At 73.6% G+C, this 17,439-nt stretch carries 16 protein-coding genes; 8 read left to right on the forward strand and 8 right to left on the reverse strand.

From position 1 onward, the window contains the following. Complete coding sequence (locus tag ABT170_RS00080) at positions 1–1,248, reverse strand: NAD(P)/FAD-dependent oxidoreductase (RefSeq protein ID WP_329943446.1); 1,248 nt, start codon at positions 1,246–1,248, stop codon at positions 1–3. Positions 1,249–1,442: 194 nt separating this feature from the next. On the opposite strand from ABT170_RS00080, the gene ABT170_RS00085 reads away from it, so the two are divergent. Continuing rightward, positions 1,443–2,234: a sulfite exporter TauE/SafE family protein gene (locus tag ABT170_RS00085; protein ID WP_351863118.1), complete on the forward strand. Its 792-nt coding sequence runs from the start codon at positions 1,443–1,445 to the stop codon at positions 2,232–2,234. Positions 2,235–2,377: 143 nt separating this feature from the next. On the opposite strand, the gene ABT170_RS00090 is transcribed toward ABT170_RS00085, so the two are convergent. The 4 genes from ABT170_RS00090 to ABT170_RS00105 form a co-directional block, all read right to left on the reverse strand. Beyond that, positions 2,378–3,010, reverse strand: a complete 633-nt coding sequence (locus tag ABT170_RS00090; RefSeq protein WP_329943444.1) for a class F sortase — start codon at positions 3,008–3,010, stop codon at positions 2,378–2,380. A gap of 82 nt (positions 3,011–3,092) precedes the next feature. Further along, complete coding sequence (locus ABT170_RS00095) at positions 3,093–3,677, reverse strand: GVDTG sorting domain-containing protein (RefSeq protein WP_329943443.1); 585 nt, start codon at positions 3,675–3,677, stop codon at positions 3,093–3,095. Positions 3,678–4,053: 376 nt separating this feature from the next. After that, a complete protein-coding gene (locus ABT170_RS00100) occupies positions 4,054–4,515 on the reverse strand; it encodes a DUF5990 family protein (RefSeq protein ID WP_329943442.1) in 462 nt (153 codons plus the stop codon). Positions 4,516–4,654: 139 nt separating this feature from the next. After that, entirely contained in the window at positions 4,655–5,449 is a 795-nt protein-coding gene (locus ABT170_RS00105; protein ID WP_351863121.1) for an aminotransferase class IV family protein, read from the reverse strand. Positions 5,450–5,524: 75 nt separating this feature from the next. Here ABT170_RS00105 and ABT170_RS00110 point away from each other — a divergent pair, with 75 nt between their 5' ends. From ABT170_RS00110 to ABT170_RS00120, 3 genes are all read left to right on the forward strand, one after another. Then, positions 5,525–6,139, forward strand: a complete 615-nt coding sequence (locus ABT170_RS00110) for an NADPH-dependent FMN reductase (protein ID WP_329943440.1) — start codon at positions 5,525–5,527, stop codon at positions 6,137–6,139. A gap of 77 nt (positions 6,140–6,216) precedes the next feature. Continuing rightward, positions 6,217–6,555 (forward strand): divalent-cation tolerance protein CutA, encoded by a 339-nt coding sequence (cutA, locus tag ABT170_RS00115; protein ID WP_329943439.1) that lies wholly within the window; start codon positions 6,217–6,219, stop codon positions 6,553–6,555. Continuing rightward, on the forward strand, positions 6,552–7,100 hold the full coding sequence (locus ABT170_RS00120) for a gamma-glutamylcyclotransferase family protein (protein ID WP_502970445.1): 549 nt from the start codon (positions 6,552–6,554) through the stop codon (positions 7,098–7,100). The genes cutA and ABT170_RS00120 overlap by 4 nt, the downstream gene beginning before the upstream one ends. Here the strand turns inward: ABT170_RS00120 and ABT170_RS00125 are convergent. Both ABT170_RS00125 and ABT170_RS00130 read right to left on the reverse strand, forming a co-directional pair. Then, on the reverse strand, positions 7,060–9,141 hold the full coding sequence (locus ABT170_RS00125) for a molybdopterin oxidoreductase family protein (protein WP_351863125.1): 2,082 nt from the start codon (positions 9,139–9,141) through the stop codon (positions 7,060–7,062). The two genes, ABT170_RS00120 and ABT170_RS00125, sit on opposite strands and share 41 nt — an antisense overlap. A gap of 270 nt (positions 9,142–9,411) precedes the next feature. Further along, positions 9,412–10,293 carry a SanA/YdcF family protein gene (locus ABT170_RS00130; protein ID WP_351863127.1) on the reverse strand — a complete coding sequence of 294 codons (882 nt, stop codon included), beginning with the start codon at positions 10,291–10,293 and terminating at the stop codon, positions 9,412–9,414. A gap of 326 nt (positions 10,294–10,619) precedes the next feature. Here ABT170_RS00130 and ABT170_RS00135 point away from each other — a divergent pair, with 326 nt between their 5' ends. The 3 genes from ABT170_RS00135 to ABT170_RS00145 all read left to right on the forward strand — a co-directional run bounded on the left by ABT170_RS00135 (position 10,620) and on the right by ABT170_RS00145 (position 14,449). After that, on the forward strand, positions 10,620–11,414 hold the full coding sequence (locus ABT170_RS00135) for a sirohydrochlorin chelatase (protein WP_502970446.1): 795 nt from the start codon (positions 10,620–10,622) through the stop codon (positions 11,412–11,414). A gap of 84 nt (positions 11,415–11,498) precedes the next feature. Continuing rightward, positions 11,499–12,845 (forward strand): deoxyguanosinetriphosphate triphosphohydrolase, encoded by a 1,347-nt coding sequence (locus tag ABT170_RS00140; RefSeq protein ID WP_351863129.1) that lies wholly within the window; start codon positions 11,499–11,501, stop codon positions 12,843–12,845. A 344-nt stretch (positions 12,846–13,189) separates the two neighbouring features. Then, on the forward strand, positions 13,190–14,449 hold the full coding sequence (locus tag ABT170_RS00145) for an NAD(P)/FAD-dependent oxidoreductase (protein ID WP_351863131.1): 1,260 nt from the start codon (positions 13,190–13,192) through the stop codon (positions 14,447–14,449). 157 nt (positions 14,450–14,606) lie between these two features. Here ABT170_RS00145 and ABT170_RS00150 read toward each other — a convergent pair whose 3' ends face one another. Next, a complete protein-coding gene (locus ABT170_RS00150) occupies positions 14,607–15,185 on the reverse strand; it encodes a hypothetical protein (protein ID WP_351863133.1) in 579 nt (192 codons plus the stop codon). A gap of 153 nt (positions 15,186–15,338) precedes the next feature. Between ABT170_RS00150 and dnaG the strand changes: the two genes are divergently transcribed. Then, positions 15,339–17,255, forward strand: coding sequence for a DNA primase (gene dnaG / locus ABT170_RS00155; RefSeq protein ID WP_351863134.1), 1,917 nt, complete (start codon positions 15,339–15,341; stop codon positions 17,253–17,255). The last annotated feature ends 184 nt before the right edge of the window (positions 17,256–17,439 follow it).

Below are 17,439 nucleotides of genomic sequence, written 5' to 3' on the forward strand. Positions count from 1 at the left end.
TCAGAAGCCTCCGTGGTCGGTGAGCAGATGGAGCAGGGACGTGCCCGCGGGGAGCGGCTCGTCGTCCTGCCAGGTACGGGCGAGGGTGCCGACGGCACCGAGATCGCCCAGGAGCACCCCGCCGGCCAGCCGGTCGCCCCGCACGACGACCGTGCGGTACGCGCCCCGGGTGGCGTCGGCGAGCCGGATCACGTCGTCCCCCGGCGACGGCCGCGCATCGCCGAACGAGGCCAGGTCGAGCCCGCCCGGCGGGGGTGCGGCCGGGGCCGCGGGGGACGCGGCGGGGGGCGTCGTGGGGGAGCGCAGGGTCAGGCGGGTCAGGGCCCGGGTTCCGGTGTAGCGCGCGGACCGCCCGGCCAGCACCTCGGCGAGCACGTCCGCCTGCTCCAGGGCCGGACCCGCCAGCCCGTACACGGTGGAGCGGTGCTCGGCACAGTCGCCGACCGCGTGGATGTACGGGTCGGAGGTGCGCAGTTCGTCGTCCACGCGGACACCCGCGCCGACATCGAGACCGGCGGCCCGCGCCAGCCCGGTCCGGGGGCGGACCCCGCAGGCCAGCACCGTGAGCTCGGCCGCCAGTTCGTAGCCGTCGGCGAGCCGTACGGCCCGGACCGCACCGCCGGCGGTGCGCAGACCGCGTACCCGGCACTCGGTGTGCACCTCGACGCCGAGCGCCTCCAGATGGCGGCGCAGCAGCCCCGCCGCCTCCGGGTCGAGCTGGCGCTCCATGAGGTGCTCGCCCTGCTGGGCCAGCACCACGCGGGCGCCGCGCCCGGCCAGCGCACGGGCCGCCGACACCCCGAGCAGCCCGCCGCCGATGACGACCGCGCGCACTCCGGGGACGGCCGCCGCGCGCAGCGCCAGACAGTCGTCGAGGGTACGGAACGGGTGCACGCCCTCCGGCAGCGTGTCGCCGAGCCCGCGCAGCGGCGGCAGCACCGGGTTCGAGCCGGTGGCCAGCACCAGCCGTCCGTACCGCAGGACGCTCCCGTCGTCGCAGTGCACCAGCCGCTCGCCGCGGTCGATGCGCTCCGCCCGTACCCCGCGCCGTACCCCGGCGGGCGGCAGGGCGATCACGTCCGGTCCGTACCGCCCGGCCAGCACCTCGGCCAGCAGCACCCGGTTGTACGGGGCGTGCCGCTCCTCGCCGATGACGGTGACGCCGGGGACCCGGGCGGCGAGCCGTGCGCCCGCCATCCCGGCGCCGATCACCACCACGCGCGCCGTGTGCTCCGTCCGTGTCCTCATGGCCCAGGAGACTGCGCGGCCGGTGTTACCCGGCGGCATCCCCCCTGTTTCCCGGGAGGAACCTTGCGCTCAGCGTGCGCGGACGGGGTGTGTGAGGGGGGTGCCGGGGCGTGCGAGGGGGCTGCCGGGGTGGCACGAAGGGGGCTGCCGGGGCGTGTGGGAGGGGCGGGAGGGCGTCGCTTAGTGTCGGGTACATGCCCGAGATAACACTGACCACCCTGGTACTCCTCTGCCTCGCCGCCGCCGCGGCGGGCTGGATCGACGCGGTGGTCGGCGGCGGCGGGCTGCTGCTCCTGCCCGCGCTCCTGCTGGGCCTGCCGCACGTCCCGGCCGCCCATGTCCTCGGCACCAACAAGGCGGTCGCGATCGTCGGCACCTCGGGCGCCGCCGTGACCTATCTGCGCAGGGCGCCGGTCCCGGTGGGGACAGCCCTCCGGGTCGGGCTGATGGCCCTCGCCGGATCGATGACCGGGGCGTTCTTCGCCGCCGGGATCAGCAGCGAGGTGCTGCGGCCGGTGATCATGGTGGTGCTGCTCGGGGTCGCCGCCTTCGTGATGCTGCGGCCGTCGTTCGGTACCGCGGCCGGGGGCGACGGCACGGGAAGGCGGGTGACCCGGGCCCGTACGGTCACCGCGATCGTGCTGGTCGGCGGCGGCATCGGCTTCTACGACGGGCTGTTCGGGCCGGGTACGGGCACCTTCCTGGTGCTGGCGCTGACCGCGGTGCTCCACCTTGACCTGGTGGCCGCCTCCGGCACCGCCAAGATCGTCAATGTGTGCACCAACGCCGGGGCGCTGGCGATGTTCGCCTACCAGGGCACCGTGCTGTGGCAGCTGGCCGCCGTGATGGCCGTGTTCAATCTGGCGGGCGGCATGATCGGGGCCCGCATGGCCTTGAGCAAGGGCAGCGACTTCGTCCGCGGGGTGCTGTTGGTCGTGGTGTTCTCGCTGGTCGCGAAGCTGGGATTCGACCAGTGGACGGCGTGAGCCCCTTCGGCGCGCCCGCGCCCGCCTGCTTGCCTGCCTGCCCCGTGCGCCCTCACCGGCCCCGTGCGCCCGCGCCCGCCTGCTTGCCTGCCCGTGCGCCTGCGCCTGCGACCGTGCCCGCCCGCGCCCCGGTCCGCTCGTGGTCAGCGCACCTCGGTGAGGTGCGCGTACGCGACCACGTTGCCCTGGTAGCCGGTCTCCTCCGAGAAGCCGCCGCCGCAGGTGATCAGCCGCAGTGAGGCGTGCGGCGAGTCGCCGTACACCCGCTGGTCCGGGAAGTCCTCGCTCTCGTACACCTCGATCGCGTCGATCGAGAAGACGGCCGTGCGTCCGTCCTCGCGGAGGATCTCGACCCCGGTGCCCTTCTTCAGCGCCCCCAGCGCGTAGAAGACGGAGGGCCCCCGCGCGTTGTCCACGTGCCCGGCGACGATGGAGGTTCCCCTGGCGCCGGGCGGGACACCGTCCTTGTACCAGCCGGCGATGTTGCGGTTGCCGTCCGGCGGTACGTCGAGGCTGCCGTCGGCGCCCAGACCCAGCCGCATCATCGGCGCGTCCACATCGATGTCCGGGATGCGGATCCGGACCGGCGCGGAGGGCCGCAGCGGTGCGGCGACGGGGGAGCCGGGCTGGAGCTGGGGCCCGGCGGCGAAGGCCTGGGCGGTGGACGGCTGGGGCGGCACCACCTGGGTGCCGGAGCCGTTCTGGACGAGCCAGATGCCGCTCAGTACGGCGATGCCCACCAGCCAGCCCTTGGCCTTCTGCGCCTTCTCGGACACGTCGTCGTCCTTGGTCGTGGCTTGCCGTCGCGCAGGGGCGGGGCCCCCGCCCCTGTATCAGCCGCGGGGTCCCGCCGCTGTCTCAGCCGCCCTGGCCGCCGTCGGGGCGGCGGCGCATCAGCCACACCCCGCCGACGGCCGCCGCGGCGAGAACGCCGACGCCCGCCGTGATCTGCGTGGTGTCGGGCCCGACACTGCCGCCGACGCCGGTCCTGACGTGCCCGGAGGGCCGCTCGTACTCGGGCTTCGCCTCCGGCCGCGTCTCCGGCCGGGTCTCCGGCGGGGTGGTGTGCTTCCCGCCCGCGATCACCTCGAACTCGCCGGTGGCCTCCTTGCCGTTGTCGCAGGAGACCGCGATGTCGTACGTGCCGGGCTCGGTGTCGTGCGGAACCGTGAACTGGCCCACCGCGGACTCCTTGTGCGTGCCGGGGCGCAGCTCGAAGTCTCCGGCCTCCAGGGAGTTCGCGTCGCCGATGCCCGACCCCTTGGGGCCGCACGCGGTGGTGCTCACGGTGACCGTGGCTCCCGGTGCGGCGGACGCCGGGGTGATCTCCAGCCGGCCGAGGTCACCCGCGTACGCGGACGGGGCGGCGAGGGTGAGGCCGAGCGCCAAGACGGTGAGCGCGGCAGTGGCGGTGCCTGTCACCAGGCGGGCAGGACTGCGCATGGGGATTCCTCCGGCAGACGGGCGCGAACGGGTGTGTCCTGCCTCCGACATAACGGGTGGCCCGCCGCCCGTGCCTTCTGACGCCCGCTCAGCTTTCACCCGTACGGCCCGCTGCGGCGCTTCGCCCGGACGGCGTCCGCGCAGGTCGCGGCGGTGCGGCTGGGCCGATCGGTCGGGCCGCCGGTGCGCGGTGCCGATCGAGTGAGACGTACGGCGCCGATATGGCGCACACCTTGGGTGTGACGCAGGTCACAGGAATGCCCGTGACGGTGACGGGAACACGTCTGACACCCCCCACGGGACGGATACCGACCGCCGCCCCCATGGCAACCGCCCTCACCCGGCCCATCCCCCCTGGGCCCGGGTGGGGGCGGTGTCATGTGCCGTCCGTGGCGCTCCAGGTGATGTGCGGCGGGCGCACCCGGGCGCACAGCGGCTGCCCCTTGGCGTCGGTGAGCCGCAGCCGTGCGGTGAGGTGCCCGGTGCGGGCGGCGGCTTCGAGGACGGCCGGATCGATGTCGGCGAACAGGAGCTTGGCGCGCCGGAACATGGTGAACACCCCCGCGTCGTCCACCGTCCCCCACGAGAGATAGACGAAGCGCCCGCCCAGCCTGTTCTGGATGTATGGCCCGGTGATCTCGATGCCGTCCTCCGTGGGCGTGGCCGTGCAGTCCAGCGTCCAGGCGGCGGACGGGGCGTCACCGGGGTGCGGGCACAGCAGCTCGCCGGGCCGGTCCTTGCGCTGCACGCCGACATGGATGTTGTCGAAACCGGAGAAGTCGGTGTCGGGGCCGCAGGTGCGGCCCGGGAGGTCTGAGGCTTCGATGTGGATCTGCATGCCCCCATGCTCCTGCACCGGCCGGGCGCCGCCGGCTCAGCGCCACCGGCCGGGCCGCCGGTCCGGGCCGCCGGCTCAGCGTCACCGGTTCCGGGCTGTCGGCTCGACGCCGCCGGGCGGTCCGCGGGCTCCCCGGTGCTCAGACGGTGTCCCGGACGGCGCCCTCGTACACCTGGGCCAGCCGCCTCATCAGCTCCTCGTCGACCGCGAACTCCGTGTCGTCGATCCGCCGGACCGGGGCGATCCCCTGCGAGTTGGTGAGGAAGGCCGCCCGGTACGGGCCGAGGCCGTCCAGTGTCACCGGGCGCCGCACCGAGGGCCGCCCGGACCCGGCGAGTCCGCTCTCCAGCAGGGCCATCGTGATGCCGATGAGTGCGGGTGCCTGCGGCCAGACCACCGAAGTGCCGTCCCAGAAGCCGATGTTCGTGATCGCGCCCTCGGTCACCACGCCACCGGGCGCGGTCAGCAGCGCCTCGTCGAAGCCCGACCGCCCGGCCAGCCGGCCGTAGTAGGTCTGCCCGAACTCGCCGGGGCGTTTGATGTGCGGCACCGCCCGCGCGTACGGCACGGACATCAGGCTCTTCGGCTCGGCGCTCATCCGGGCGGGCGGGCGCACGGTGACCATCAGCGTCGACTCCGTGTGGCCCGGCGGCAGGAAGCCGTGGACCCGGACGGAGGCGTCCCGTACCCCGGCGCCGTCCAGGGCGTGCCGGATCAGCCCCCGTACGTGCTCCCCGTCCAGTGCGAGCTCGAACAGCTCCCGGCTCGCGCTGTCCAGCCGGGCGAGGTGGAGCGCGAGGCCGCGGACCTTCCCGTCCCTGATCTGCATGGCCGTGAAGTGGCCGTAGTCGAAGAAGGCCGGGATCCGCAGATCCGCCTCGGTGGCCGGGTGTCCATCGACCTCGACGTACAGCGCCGGTGCGGGAGTTGTCATACCGCCACCGTATGCCGGACATCCGTGGGCGACGGGCTTGACCTCAACCGTGGTTGAGGCACGAGTCTCTCCCGCATGGACATCGACACCCACGTATCGACCGACACGGCCACCACCCCGCTCAAGGTGGCCGTCATTCTCGCCAGCACCCGCGACGGGCGCTTCGGGCCGGTTGTCGCCAACTGGTTCCTCGCCCGCACGGCAGATCGTCCGGAGATCGAGACCGACCTGATCGACCTTGCCGAACTCGACCTCCCGTACACCCTCTCCTTCCAGCCGAGCCCTGCGGGAGCCGCCCAACTCGCCCAGGTCTCGCCCCGGTTGGCGGCGGCCGAAGCCTTCGTCGTCCTCACCCCCGAGTACAACCACTCCTACCCCGCCTCGCTGAAGAACCTCATGGACTGGCACCACCTCGAATGGCAGGCCAAGCCCGTCGCCTTCGTCTCGTACGGCGGGGTCTCCGGCGGACTGCGGGCCGTCGAACACCTCCGTCAGGTCTTCGCCGAACTGCACACCGTCACCGTGCGCGACACCGTCTCCTTCCACAACGCGGGCGCGCTCTTCGACGACGAAGGACGGCACAAGGACCCGGCGGAGGCCGACGCGGCGGCGAAGGGGCTGCTCGACCAGGTGGTGTGGTGGGGCCAGGCCCTGCGCGAGGCCAAGGCTCGGCGTCCGTACGGCGCCTGAGCCGGTCCGGACCGACAATCGGGGGGAGGCTGAGACAAGGGGGGCGCGAGCCCCTCCGTGACCCGAGGAGAGCGACGATGACAGCGCCGGCATGGCTGACCGTGCTGACCACGACGGACAGCGAGGAAAAGGCCCACGCCCTGGCCCGGGGCGCGGTGGAGGCACGACTCGCCGCCTGCGCCCAGATCTCCGCGCCCGTCGCCTCGGTCTACCGGTGGCAGAACGCCATCGAGACCAACGAGGAGTGGCAGGTGTTCCTCAAGACGACGGCCGAGCGCTACGACGAGCTGGAGGACCACATCCAGGAGGCGCACGACTACGACGTCCCGGAGATCATCGCGATCCCCGTGGTCCGCGGCAGCGCCCGCTACCTCGGCTGGGTGATGGCGGAGACGGCGCCCGAAACCGCCCTGTGACGGCCGCTGTGAGCCTCACCGAAGCCGGTGCCGGGACCGCCGCCGAGCTGCCGTTCTTCGTGTACGGCACGCTGCTTCCCGGCGAACCCAACCACGACCTCTTCCTCCGGGGCCGGACGACCGGGGAGCGGCCTGCCGTGCTGCCGGGCGCCCTGCTCTACGACGGGCCCGGCTACCCGTACGCCGTCGAGGGCCACGGCGCGGTCCACGGCACCCTGATCACGGCGGTGCCTGGGGTGTACGGGGAACTGCTGGGGCTGCTCGACCACCTGGAGGAGTACCTGGGGCCCGACCACCCGCGGAACCTGTACGAGCGGGTGATCCGGACGGTCGAGTTCCCGGTGGCCGGGGACCCGGTGGCCGGAGACCCGGGAGCCGGGGCCGGGGGAGCCGAGGCCCCGGTGGCCGGGGAGCGGCCGGTGCGCGCCTGGGTCTATCTGGCGGCGGCGGCCGTCACCCGCTCCCTGCGCACCAGCGGCATCCTCATCCCCGACGGGCGGTGGATCACCGGGCGACCGCCGCCACCCGGACGGCGCACACCTTGAACTCCGGCATCCGGGACACCGGGTCGAGGGCCGGGTTGGTCAGAGTGTTGGCCCGGCCCTCACCCGCCCAGTGGAACGGCATGAAGACGGTGTCCGGCCGGATCGAGAGGGTGATCCGGGCGGGCGCCACAGCCCGCCCGCGCCGCGAGGTGACCTCCACGGGGTCGCCCTCGGCCACCCCGATCCGGTCCGCGAGCCGTGGATGCAGTTCGACGAACGGACCCGGGGCAGCCGCGTTCAGCTCGGCGACCCGGCGGGTCTGCGCCCCCGACTGGTACTGGGAGACGACCCGCCCGGTGGTCAGCACCACCGGATACTCCGCGTCGGTCTCCTCGGCGGCCGGACGGTGCGTGACCGGTACGAAGGAGGCCCGCCCGTCCTCGGTGGCGAACCGCTCCAGGAACAGCCGGGGCGTACCGGGGTGCGACGCGTCCGGGCAGGGCCAGAACACCCCGTCCTCGGCCGCGATCCGCTCGTAACTGATGCCCGCGTAGTCGGCCGGACCGCCCGCCGAGGCGCGCCGCAGCTCGTCGAAGACCTCCTCGGGCGCGGCCGGGAACCCCTTACCGTGCCCCAGCAGCGCCGCCAGAGCGCGCAGCACCTCCAGGTCGCTGCGCACCCCGTCCGGGGCGGTGACCGCCTGCCGCCGCAGCAGCACCCGGCCCTCCAGGCTGGTGGTGGTCCCGCTCTCCTCCGCCCACTGCGTCACCGGCAGCACGACATCGGCCAGCGCCGCCGTCTCGGAGAGCACCACATCGGCGACCGCGAGGAAGTCCAGCGACCGCAGCCGTTGCTCCACATGCCCGGCGCGCGGCGCGGAGACGACCGGGTTGGAGCCCATCACCAGCAGCGCCCGCACATCCCGCCCCAGCGCGTCCAGCAGCTCGTAGGCGCTGCGCCCCGGCCCCGGCAGCGAGTCCGGGTCGACTCCCCACACACCCGCGACGTGGGCACGGGCCGCCGGGTCGGTGAGCTTGCGGTAGCCGGGCAGCTGATCGGCCTTCTGGCCGTGCTCACGGCCGCCCTGCCCATTGCCCTGCCCGGTCAGACACCCGTAGCCGGACAGCGGGCGGCCCGCCCTGCCGGTGGCCAGGCAGAAGTTGATCCAGGCGCCCACCGTGTCCGTGCCCTTGGCCTGCTGCTCGGGCCCCCGGGCGGTCAGCACCATCCCGCTCGCCGCCCCGCAGAACAGCTCCACGGCGGCGCGCAGCCCCGGCACCGGCACGCCGGTGATCCGCTCCACCAGCTCCGGCCAGTGCGCCATGACGGCGGGCCGGGCGGCGTCCCAGCCGTTCGTGCGGTCCCGGACGAAGCCCTCGTCCACCCGCCCCTCCGTCACGACCAGATGCAGCATCCCGAGCGCGAGCGCCAGATCGGTCCCGGGACGCGGCGCCAGATGCAGATCCGCGTGCTCCGCGGTCCGGGTGCGGCGGGGGTCGATGACGATCAGCCGCCCGCCGTTCTCCTTCAGCTCCGTCAGGTAGCGCAGCGCGGGCGGCATGGTCTCGGCGAGATTCGACCCGACGAGGATCACGCACCCGCTGCGGGGAATGTCCTCCAGCGGGAACGGCAGCCCGCGGTCGAGCCCGAACGCCCGCTGGTGCGCGGCGGCGGCCGAGGACATGCAGAAGCGCCCGTTGTAGTCGATCTGCGAGGTGCCGAGCACCACACGGGCGAACTTCCCGAGCGCGTACGCCTTCTCATTGGTGAGCCCGCCACCGCCGAACACCCCCACGGCGTCCGCTCCGTACGCCGCCCGTGTCCCGCGCAGCCCGTCGGCGATCCGGCCCAGCGCCTCGTCCCAGCCGGCCGGCTCCAGCTCGCCGCTGTCCTCGTCGCGCACGAGCGGTGACGTCAGCCGCACCCCCGCCCGGAGCACGGCGGGCGCGGTCCTGCCCTTGCCGCACAGGGCGCCCCGGTTCACGGGGAAATCGGTGCGCTCCACGACCTCGGCCACCGTGCCGTCGGCGACCGGGCGCAGCGTCATCCCGCACTGGAGCGCGCAGTACGGGCAGTGGGTGGGCGTCTCGGTGCTGACCATGCGCCCAGCGTGCGGGCCGGGTATTACGAGTGCCACGGCCTCCGGTTACGCTCCCGGTACGCACACCTCAGCCCGCCGCGGGAGGCCCGGTGAGGTCGGGCGGGCGCGGCCCGGAGGGGGCGTCCGGCGGAGGCGACCGACGAGGCATCCGCCGGGGACTTCGACGAGGTCTTCGCCGGGGACTTCGACGAGGTCTTCGCCGGGGACTTCGGTGGGCGTCCGACGACGGACAGGGCGCTCACCGCCGGCCGGCGGCCAGGGACGGGGCGCTCACCGCCGGCCGGCGGCCAGTGCCTCCGCGACCCCGGTCTCCTCGGGTCCCAGGAAGTGCGGGTCGGGCCTGAACGTGGCGTCCAGGGCCGCCTTCCCCGCCGCGAGGATCTCCCGTGCCCCGCCGTAGTACCAGGTCGCGTCGCGCTTGGCGTCGACCCCGACCCCGTACGCGTCGATCCCCGCGGACTGGCACAGGGCGATGGCCCGGCGGATGTGGAAGCCCTGGCTCACCAGTACGGCCCGGTCCACGCCGAAGATCTTCTTGGCCCGTACGCACGAGTCCCAGGTGTCGAAGCCGGCGAAGTCGCTGACGATCCGCGCGTCCGGCACCCCGCGCTCCGTGAGGTACGTCCGCATCGCGTCCGGCTCGTCGTACTCCACCCGGCTGTTGTCCCCGGTGACCAGCACGACCTTCACCTTGCCGGTCCGGTACAGCTCGGCCGCCGCGTCCAGCCGGTGCGCCAGGTACGGCGACGGTCGGCCCTTCCACAGACCGGCCCCGAACACCATGGCGACCTCCCGGGCCGGTGCGTCGGCCGTGGTCCGCACCCGGGCGTCGGCGGTGGTGTGCATCCAGGTCGCGGGCGCGATCGCCACCACGCAGGCGAGCATCAGCCCCTGCGCCACCCGTCGCTGCGCACGCCGGGTACGGGGCAGCGGAAGCGACAGAGACGACGGGAGTGTCCGTGGCAGCGACAGCCGGAACGGCCGGCGAAGCCGCCCGGCCGGCTCCGGCTCACGATTCGGCTTCTCCTCCGGCCTCTTCTCCTCCGGCCCCTCCGACCGCACCAACCCCTCCCGCTCCTCCGGCTCCTCCGGCTCCTTACGTCGCTTCAGCCGTTCCGGCCACTTCAGCCGCTCGCCTCGCTCGCCTCGCATGGGAACCCCCCCTGTCGATCTGTTGTGCGGTCCCACCTGCTCGGACGAGCAAAACGGCCAAAAGGTTCGCCGACGTGGGAAACCACCGCCCGCCGCCGAGCGCTGACACCGCCTCCGGACCGGTCGTGAGGCTGCGGAAAACACCCGTCACGGCCACGCAACGGCCCGGCAACCTCCGTCCGGCACCATCGGCGCATGACGGAGCCCGCACCGGAACACCTTCGCGAGCCAGTGCCTCTCGACAGCACGGCGCAACTCCTCACCCGCGTCACCGCACAGCTCGGCACCCAGCTCAGCCTCGTCTCCCTGAACGGAACCCGCAGGCCATGCCCCGCACCCGGCAACCCGCCCGACCCGCCCGCGGCGGCACCGGCGTCCGCCCCGCCCCCACCCTGGTCGTCGTCGCGCACGGCAGCCGCGACCCGCGGGCGCTGCGCACGGTCCTCGGCCTCCTGGACCGGGTACGGGACATACGCCCCGGGCTCGACGTCCGGCTCGGGCACATCGAGCTGAACGAGCCCCTGCTGCCCGACACACTGGCCCGGGTCGGAACCGGCGAGGCCGTCCTCGTACCGCTGCTGCTCGGCCGGGGCCACCACGTCAAGCACGACCTGCCCCGGGCCACGGCCGCCGAGCCCGGTCTGCGGAGCCGGATCGCCGCGCCGCTCGGGCCGCACCCGCTGCTCGTCGAGGCGCTGTACGGGCGGCTCGTGGAGGCGGGCTGGCGGCCCGGTGACCCGGGCAGCCGCAGCGCAGCCGTCGTGCTCGCCGCCGCCGGGTCCCGCGACCCCGACTCGGTGCTCGACACCCGGCGCACCGCCCGGATGCTCGGCGAACGGCTGGGCGGGGTGCCCGTGGTGCCCGCGTACGCCTCCGCCGCGACGCCCACCGTGCCCGTCGCCCTGCGCGCGCTGGCCGCCCGGGGCCGTCACCGGGTCGCCGTCGCCTCGTACTTCACCGCGCCCGGCCGGTTCGCCGCCGCCGCCGCGGACGCCGCACCGGGGATCGCCGCCGCCCCGCTCGGCGCGCATCCGGCGATGGTCCGGCTGCTGCTGCACCGGTACGACCGGGCGGTGGCCCACGGCGCCCCTGCGGACGAACGGACGCGGGCCTCCGCCTGACGGCACACACCGGCCTCCCGGGCCCGCGTGTCTCACCGGCCCGCGCGTGACCCGTTGTCGGTCCCGGTCGCTACTGTCGGGAGCATGGACGGGACACAGGGCGCACGCGGGGCGCAACGGGCACACGGCACACAAGCCGCACAGGATGTCGGAACGGGCCCGTACGGGCAGGCCGACACCGAGCGCTGGGACACCGAGCCGGACAAGCGGCCCGGCCGCACCGCCTTCCAGCGCGACCGGGCCAGGGTGCTGCACTCCGCTGCGCTGCGCAGACTGGCCGGGAAGACGCAGGTGGTGACGCCCGGCACCCGCTCCAGCGCCTGGGACGCCAGTCCCCGGACCCGGCTCACCCACTCCCTGGAGTGCGCCCAGGTCGGCCGTGAGCTCGGTGCCGCGCTCGGCTGCGATCCCGATCTCGTCGAGACGGCCTGCCTCGCCCATGACATGGGCCACCCCCCGTTCGGGCACAACGGCGAACAGGCGCTCAACGACTTCGCTTCGGACTGCGGCGGCTTCGAGGGCAACGCCCAGTCGCTGCGCCTGCTGACCCGCCTCGAACCCAAGCGCTTCGTCCGCGACACCCGGACCGGGGAACTGGTCAGCGTCGGGCTCAATCTGACCCGGGCCGCGCTGGACGCCGCCACCAAGTACCCCTGGCCGCGCGGCGCCCACCCCACCGACGCCCGCTCCCCGAAGTTCGGGGTCTACGAGGACGACCTGCCGGTCTTCGAGTGGGCCCGCGAGGGCGCCCCGCGGGACCGCACATGCTTCGAGGCCCAGGTCATGGACTGGTCCGACGACGTCGCGTATTCGGTGCACGACGTCGAGGACGGGCTGCACGCCGGGCACATCGACCCCAACTGCCTGTACGCCGAGCCCGAGCGGCGCGAGATCTGGGCCGTCGCCATCGGGCGCTACGTACCGGCGGACACCGAACCGCAGGAGCTCGCCGACGCCCTGGACCGGCTGCTGGACCAGGACTGGTGGCCGCACGGCTACGACGGCTCGGCCGTGGCCCAGGCCCGGCTGAAGGACGCCACCAGCCAGCTCATCGGCCGCTTCTGCCAGGCGGCCGAGACGGCGACGCGCGAGGTGTACGGCCCCGGGCGGCTCGGCCGGTACGGCGCGGAGCTGGTGCTCCCGCGCGAGGTCCGCAACGAGTGCGCGGTGCTCAAGGCCGTCGCCGACCGCTATGTGATGCAGCGCGCCGAGCAGGAGGCCATCCGCGCCGACCAGCGGATCGTCATCGCGGAGCTGGCCGCCGCTCTCACCGCCCGCGCCCCGGAAGGCCTGGAGCCGCAGTTCCGGGCCCTGCACGACGCCGCGCCCGACGACCGCGCCCGCAAGCGGGTCCTGGTCGACCAGATCGCCGCACTCACCGACGCCTCCGCCCGCTCCCTGCACGCCGCCCTCACGGCCCGTCACCGCTGAGCCGGTCACCGTCCCTTCCCGCCGTCCGCCCCGTCGTGCCCCCGCCTCCCGCTCCACCGTCACCTGCTCCCCGTCCGGGAGTGTCCCGCGGCACTGGGGCGCGCCGACGGCCGTCGGCAACGGGGCAGGTGGTGTGCTGGGAGCCGTACCGCGCCGCGCGGGGAATTCCGGCTCCGTACGCAACCGGAGGACCCTGCTCCATGCGGTGCCGGTCCGGGTGGGCAGACTGGACCCATGACCACTGGGTGTGACCTGAACGGGGCACACCCTCTTTCGCCATCACGCTGCGTGCGGGACGCTCGCAGGTGGCGGCGCCGCACAGCACTGCACTGAGGAGGCATCAAGTGGTCGACGCACACCGGACGTTCGTCATCATCGGCGGAGGACTCGCGGGGGCGAAGGCAGCCGAAACACTCCGATCGGAGGGTTTCAGCGGCCGGGTGATCCTGATCGGCGACGAGCGCGACCATCCGTACGAACGGCCGCCCCTGTCCAAGGGGTACCTGACCGGCAACGACGAGCGCGACAGCGTCTTCGTCCATGAGACGTCGTGGTACGCGGGCGCCGACATCGAGCTGCACCTCGGCCAGCCCGTCACGGCCATCGACCGCTACGCCCGCTCCGTACAGCTCGGCGACAACACGGTCATCCACTACGACAAGCTGCTGCTCGCCACCGGGGCCGAACCGCGCCGGCTCGACATCCCGGGTACGGACCTGACCGGCGTCCACCACCTGCGCCGCCTCGCCCACGCCGACCGGCTGCGCAACGTCCTGTCCGCGCTCGGCCGCGACAACGGCCACCTGGTGATCGCCGGAGCCGGCTGGATCGGCCTGGAGGTCGCCGCGGCGGCCCGGGGCTACGGCGCCGAGGTCACCGTCGTCGAACCGGAATCGACCCCGCTGTACCAGGTGATCGGCCCCGAACTGGGCCAGATCTTCACCGAGCTGCACAGCGCGCACGGCGTCCGCTTCCACTTCGGCGCCCGCCTCACCGAGATCATCGGCCAGGACGGCCTGGTCCTCGCCGCCCGCACCGACGACGGGGAGGAGCACCCCGCGCACGACGTGCTCGCCGCGATCGGCGCCGCGCCGCGCACCGGGCTCGCCGGGGCCGCCGGACTCGAACTGGCCGGGCGGGCGCACGGCGGCGGGATCGCCGTCGACGCCTCCCTGCGCACCTCCGACCCGCACATCTACGCGGCCGGGGACATCGCCGCCGTGGACCACCCGCTGCTCGGCACCCGGCTCCGGGTCGAGCACTGGGCCAACGCGCTGAACAGCGGTCCGGCCGCGGCGCGGGCCATGCTCGGCCAGGAGGTCAGCTACGACCGGGTGCCGTACTTCTTCTCCGACCAGTACGACCTCGGCCTCGAATACTCGGGCTGGGCCCCGCCCGGCAGTTACGACCAGGTGGTCATCCGGGGCGACGCGGGCAAGCGGGAGTTCATCGCCTTCTGGCTGAAGGAACGCCGGGTGCTGGCCGGGATGAACGTCAATGTGTGGGACGTCACCGAAACCGTCCAGGAGCTGATCCGGGCGGGACAGCAGCTCGACCCGGAGGCGCTGGGAGACCCGTCGGTCCCACTGGAATCCCTGCTCTGACACCGGGCCGCGGGCACTCCGGGGCCGCCGCCGGCGTATCCGGGAGCCGCCCGGGGCCGGGCCGGCAGATCCGTGAGCCGCCCGGGAACGCCCGGGGCCACCTGGGAAGCCGTACGAAGACCGACTCCCGGCGAAACGCCGAGGCGGCCGGTGGGCACTATCCGTACGGCTCCCAGGCGGTGTCGTCCTGCGCCCCGGGTGCCTGCGCGCACTCGACGAGGGCGGTGCCGACGAGCCGCCCGGAGGCGCGGGTCCACCGCAGTCCCACCGTGTGCCGGCCCGCCACGCCCTCGCCCGCCGTCGCGGTCCGCTCGGCCTCCAGCCGGACCTCCCCGCCGTCGTCGTCCCGGGTGATCCGCCAGCCGGCCTCCGTCAGCCCGGCCCGCGCGGCGTCGGCGGCGCCCATGGCGTCGGACTCCTCCACGCCGTCCACACGCCACCGGGCATTCGCGCGGTACGCCCCGGCCACGGGCTCGTCGAGCTTCATCACGGTCCCCCCGTCGGGGAAGCAGTGGTCCGAACCGAGCGTGATCCCGCCCGTGTCCGTGCCGGGCGCGGCCAGCGAGTGGAGCCGCCGTGCGTCGGCCTTCACCACCGAGGCGGCGATCCCGGGATCGACCTCCGGGAAGTCCGTACCGCCGTACGCCGACCACAGCGCGGCGCCTCCGGCCAGCACCCCGCCCGCGACCAGCGCACCGGCCGCCACCAGCACCGTCGTGCGCCGTCCGTTCCGCATGTCCACCCCATGTTCCCCAGGTCCGAAGGACCGTACGGGCGCGAATCGTAGCCCCCGGTCGCCCCGCCCGTCGCTGCGGGGCGACCGCTTGCGCGACCGCTTGCGCCACTGCTTGCGCGACCGGTTGTCCGAGCCCACCCGTAGACTTCACTCGTGGCAGGCAGGATCAATGACGACGACGTGAAGGCGGTACGGGACGCGGTCCCGATCGACTCCGTCGTGTCCGAATACCTTCAGCTCCGTAACGCGGGCGGCGGAAACCTCAAGGGACTCTGCCCCTTCCACGACGAGAAGTCCCCCTCCTTCCAGGTCAGTCCCAGCAAGGGGCTCTTCCACTGCTTCGGCTGTCAGGAGGGCGGCGACACCCTTGCCTTCGTGATGAAGATCGACCACCTCACCTTCTCCGAGACGGTCGAGCGCCTCGCCGCCAAGGCGGGCATCACCCTGCGGTACGAGGAGGGCGGCTACAACCCCTCCCACCAGCGCGGCGAACGCATCAGGCTGATCGAGGCGCACAAGGCCGCCGCCCAGTTCTATGTGGAGCAGCTGGACAGCCCCGAGGCAGAGATCGGCCGCAAGTTCCTGGCCGGCCGCGGCTTCGACCAGGCCGCAGCCGCCCATTTCGGCGTCGGCTACAGCCCCGCGGGCTGGGACCACCTCACCCGCTATCTGCGCGGCAAGGGCTTCAGCGACAAGGAGCTGATCACCTCCGGTCTGTCGCAGGACGGCCGCCGCGGCCCCATCGACCGCTTCCGCGGCCGGCTGATGTGGCCGATCAGCGACACCTCCGGTGAGATCGTCGGCTTCGGCGCCCGCAAGCTGCGCGACGACGACAACGGCCCGAAGTACCTCAACACCCCCGAGACCTCGATCTACAAGAAGTCCCAGGTTCTGTACGGCATCGACCTGGCCAAGAAGGACATCGCCAAGGCCAGCCGGGCCGTCGTCGTCGAGGGCTACACCGACGTCATGGCCTGTCATCTGGCCGGAGTCACCACGGCCATCGCCACCTGTGGCACCGCCTTCGGCAACGACCACATCAAGATCCTGCGCCGTCTCCTGATGGACAACGGCAGCGCCCGGGTGATCTTCACCTTCGACGGCGACGCGGCGGGCCAGAAGGCGGCCCTGCGCGCCTTCGAGGACGACCAGAAGTTCGCCGCGGAGACGTACATCGCCATCGCCCCGGACGGCATGGACCCCTGCGACCTGCGGCTGGCCAAGGGCGACGAGGCGGTCCGCGACCTGGTCGAGCCCCGCACCCCGCTCTTCGAGTTCGCGCTGCGCCAGATCGTCCGGCGCTACGACCTGGAGACGCCCGCGGGCCGCGCCGCGGCGCTCGACGAGGCCGCGGCCGTCGTCGCGAAGATCAAGACGAGCAGTGTGCAGCGTGAGGTCGCCGTCCAGCTCGCCGGTTTCGTCGGCATCCTCGACCAGGAATTCGTCGTGCACCGGGTCGCGCAGCTCGCCCGCTGGGCCCGCAACGACCGTGGTGACCGGGGCGAGCGTGGCAACGGACCCGGCGGACCGTCCCGGAAGGGCACCCCGCAGACCGTCCAGGCCCCCACCGCCCCCTCCGGCCCCGCGCTCAACCTCCGCAGCCCCGCCCACCGCACCGAGCGCGAGCTGCTCAAGCTCGCCCTCCAGAAGCCCGCGCTGGTCTCCCCGGCCTTCGACGCCTACGGGATCGACGAGTTCACGGCCCCGCCGTACGCCGCCGTACGGCAGTGCGTCGCGGAGGCGGGCGGCGCCGAACAGGGCCTGGCCGAGACCCGTGAGTATCTGGTCGCCGTCCTGGACGCCGCCCCCAACGACACCGTGCGCAACCTCGTCACCGAGCTGGCCGTCGAGGTCTTCCACGGCAAGTCCATCGACGAGACGTACGCGGGCATGCAGCTCGTCCAGGTCCGGCTGCGCGCCGTGGACCGCCGGATCAACGATGTCCAGGGCAGCCTCGCCCGCCTCGGCAGCAATGTGGCGCCGGACGACCTGGCGGCCGCGCAGAACGAGGTATGGGTGCTCCAGCAGTACGCCCAGTCCCTCCGCGCCAACGGCGCGGACGCCCTCTGACCTACGCCCACCGCCCCACCGGGGACCGCGGAGGCCCGGCCAGGTACCCCACCGGGGCAGCGCCGCCGGGCGGGCGGGTCCGTAATCGCCCGGTCACACACCGGACTCAGAAAGTCGCCGCACGCCCCTCGTGGGAGCGATGTGTCGTGCCCCACACTGGGGGCCGGTGCCTGAGTCATCGGAG

This window comes from Streptomyces sp. NPDC001787, assembly GCF_040297465.1.
In the GTDB taxonomy this organism is placed as follows: domain Bacteria; phylum Actinomycetota; class Actinomycetes; order Streptomycetales; family Streptomycetaceae; genus Streptomyces.

Excerpts from the sequence above, each read along its gene's own strand:
- ABT170_RS00130 (WP_351863127.1), bottom strand. The coding sequence starts at position 10,293 with ATGCGAGGCGAGCGAGGCGAGCGGCTGAAGTGGCCGGAACGGCTGAAG.
- ABT170_RS00125 (WP_351863125.1), bottom strand. The coding sequence starts at position 9,141 with ATGGTCAGCACCGAGACGCCCACCCACTGCCCGTACTGCGCGCTCCAG.
- ABT170_RS00095 (WP_329943443.1), bottom strand. The coding sequence starts at position 3,677 with ATGCGCAGTCCTGCCCGCCTGGTGACAGGCACCGCCACTGCCGCGCTC.
- ABT170_RS00100 (WP_329943442.1), bottom strand. The coding sequence starts at position 4,515 with ATGCAGATCCACATCGAAGCCTCAGACCTCCCGGGCCGCACCTGCGGC.
- ABT170_RS00080 (WP_329943446.1), bottom strand. The coding sequence starts at position 1,248 with ATGAGGACACGGACGGAGCACACGGCGCGCGTGGTGGTGATCGGCGCC.
- ABT170_RS00140 (WP_351863129.1), top strand. The coding sequence starts at position 11,499 with ATGGACGGGACACAGGGCGCACGCGGGGCGCAACGGGCACACGGCACA.
- cutA (WP_329943439.1), top strand. The coding sequence starts at position 6,217 with ATGACAGCGCCGGCATGGCTGACCGTGCTGACCACGACGGACAGCGAG.
- ABT170_RS00150 (WP_351863133.1), bottom strand. The coding sequence starts at position 15,185 with ATGCGGAACGGACGGCGCACGACGGTGCTGGTGGCGGCCGGTGCGCTG.
- ABT170_RS00110 (WP_329943440.1), top strand. The coding sequence starts at position 5,525 with ATGGACATCGACACCCACGTATCGACCGACACGGCCACCACCCCGCTC.
- ABT170_RS00085 (WP_351863118.1), top strand. The coding sequence starts at position 1,443 with ATGCCCGAGATAACACTGACCACCCTGGTACTCCTCTGCCTCGCCGCC.
- ABT170_RS00105 (WP_351863121.1), bottom strand. The coding sequence starts at position 5,449 with ATGACAACTCCCGCACCGGCGCTGTACGTCGAGGTCGATGGACACCCG.
- ABT170_RS00135 (WP_502970446.1), top strand. The coding sequence starts at position 10,620 with ATGCCCCGCACCCGGCAACCCGCCCGACCCGCCCGCGGCGGCACCGGC.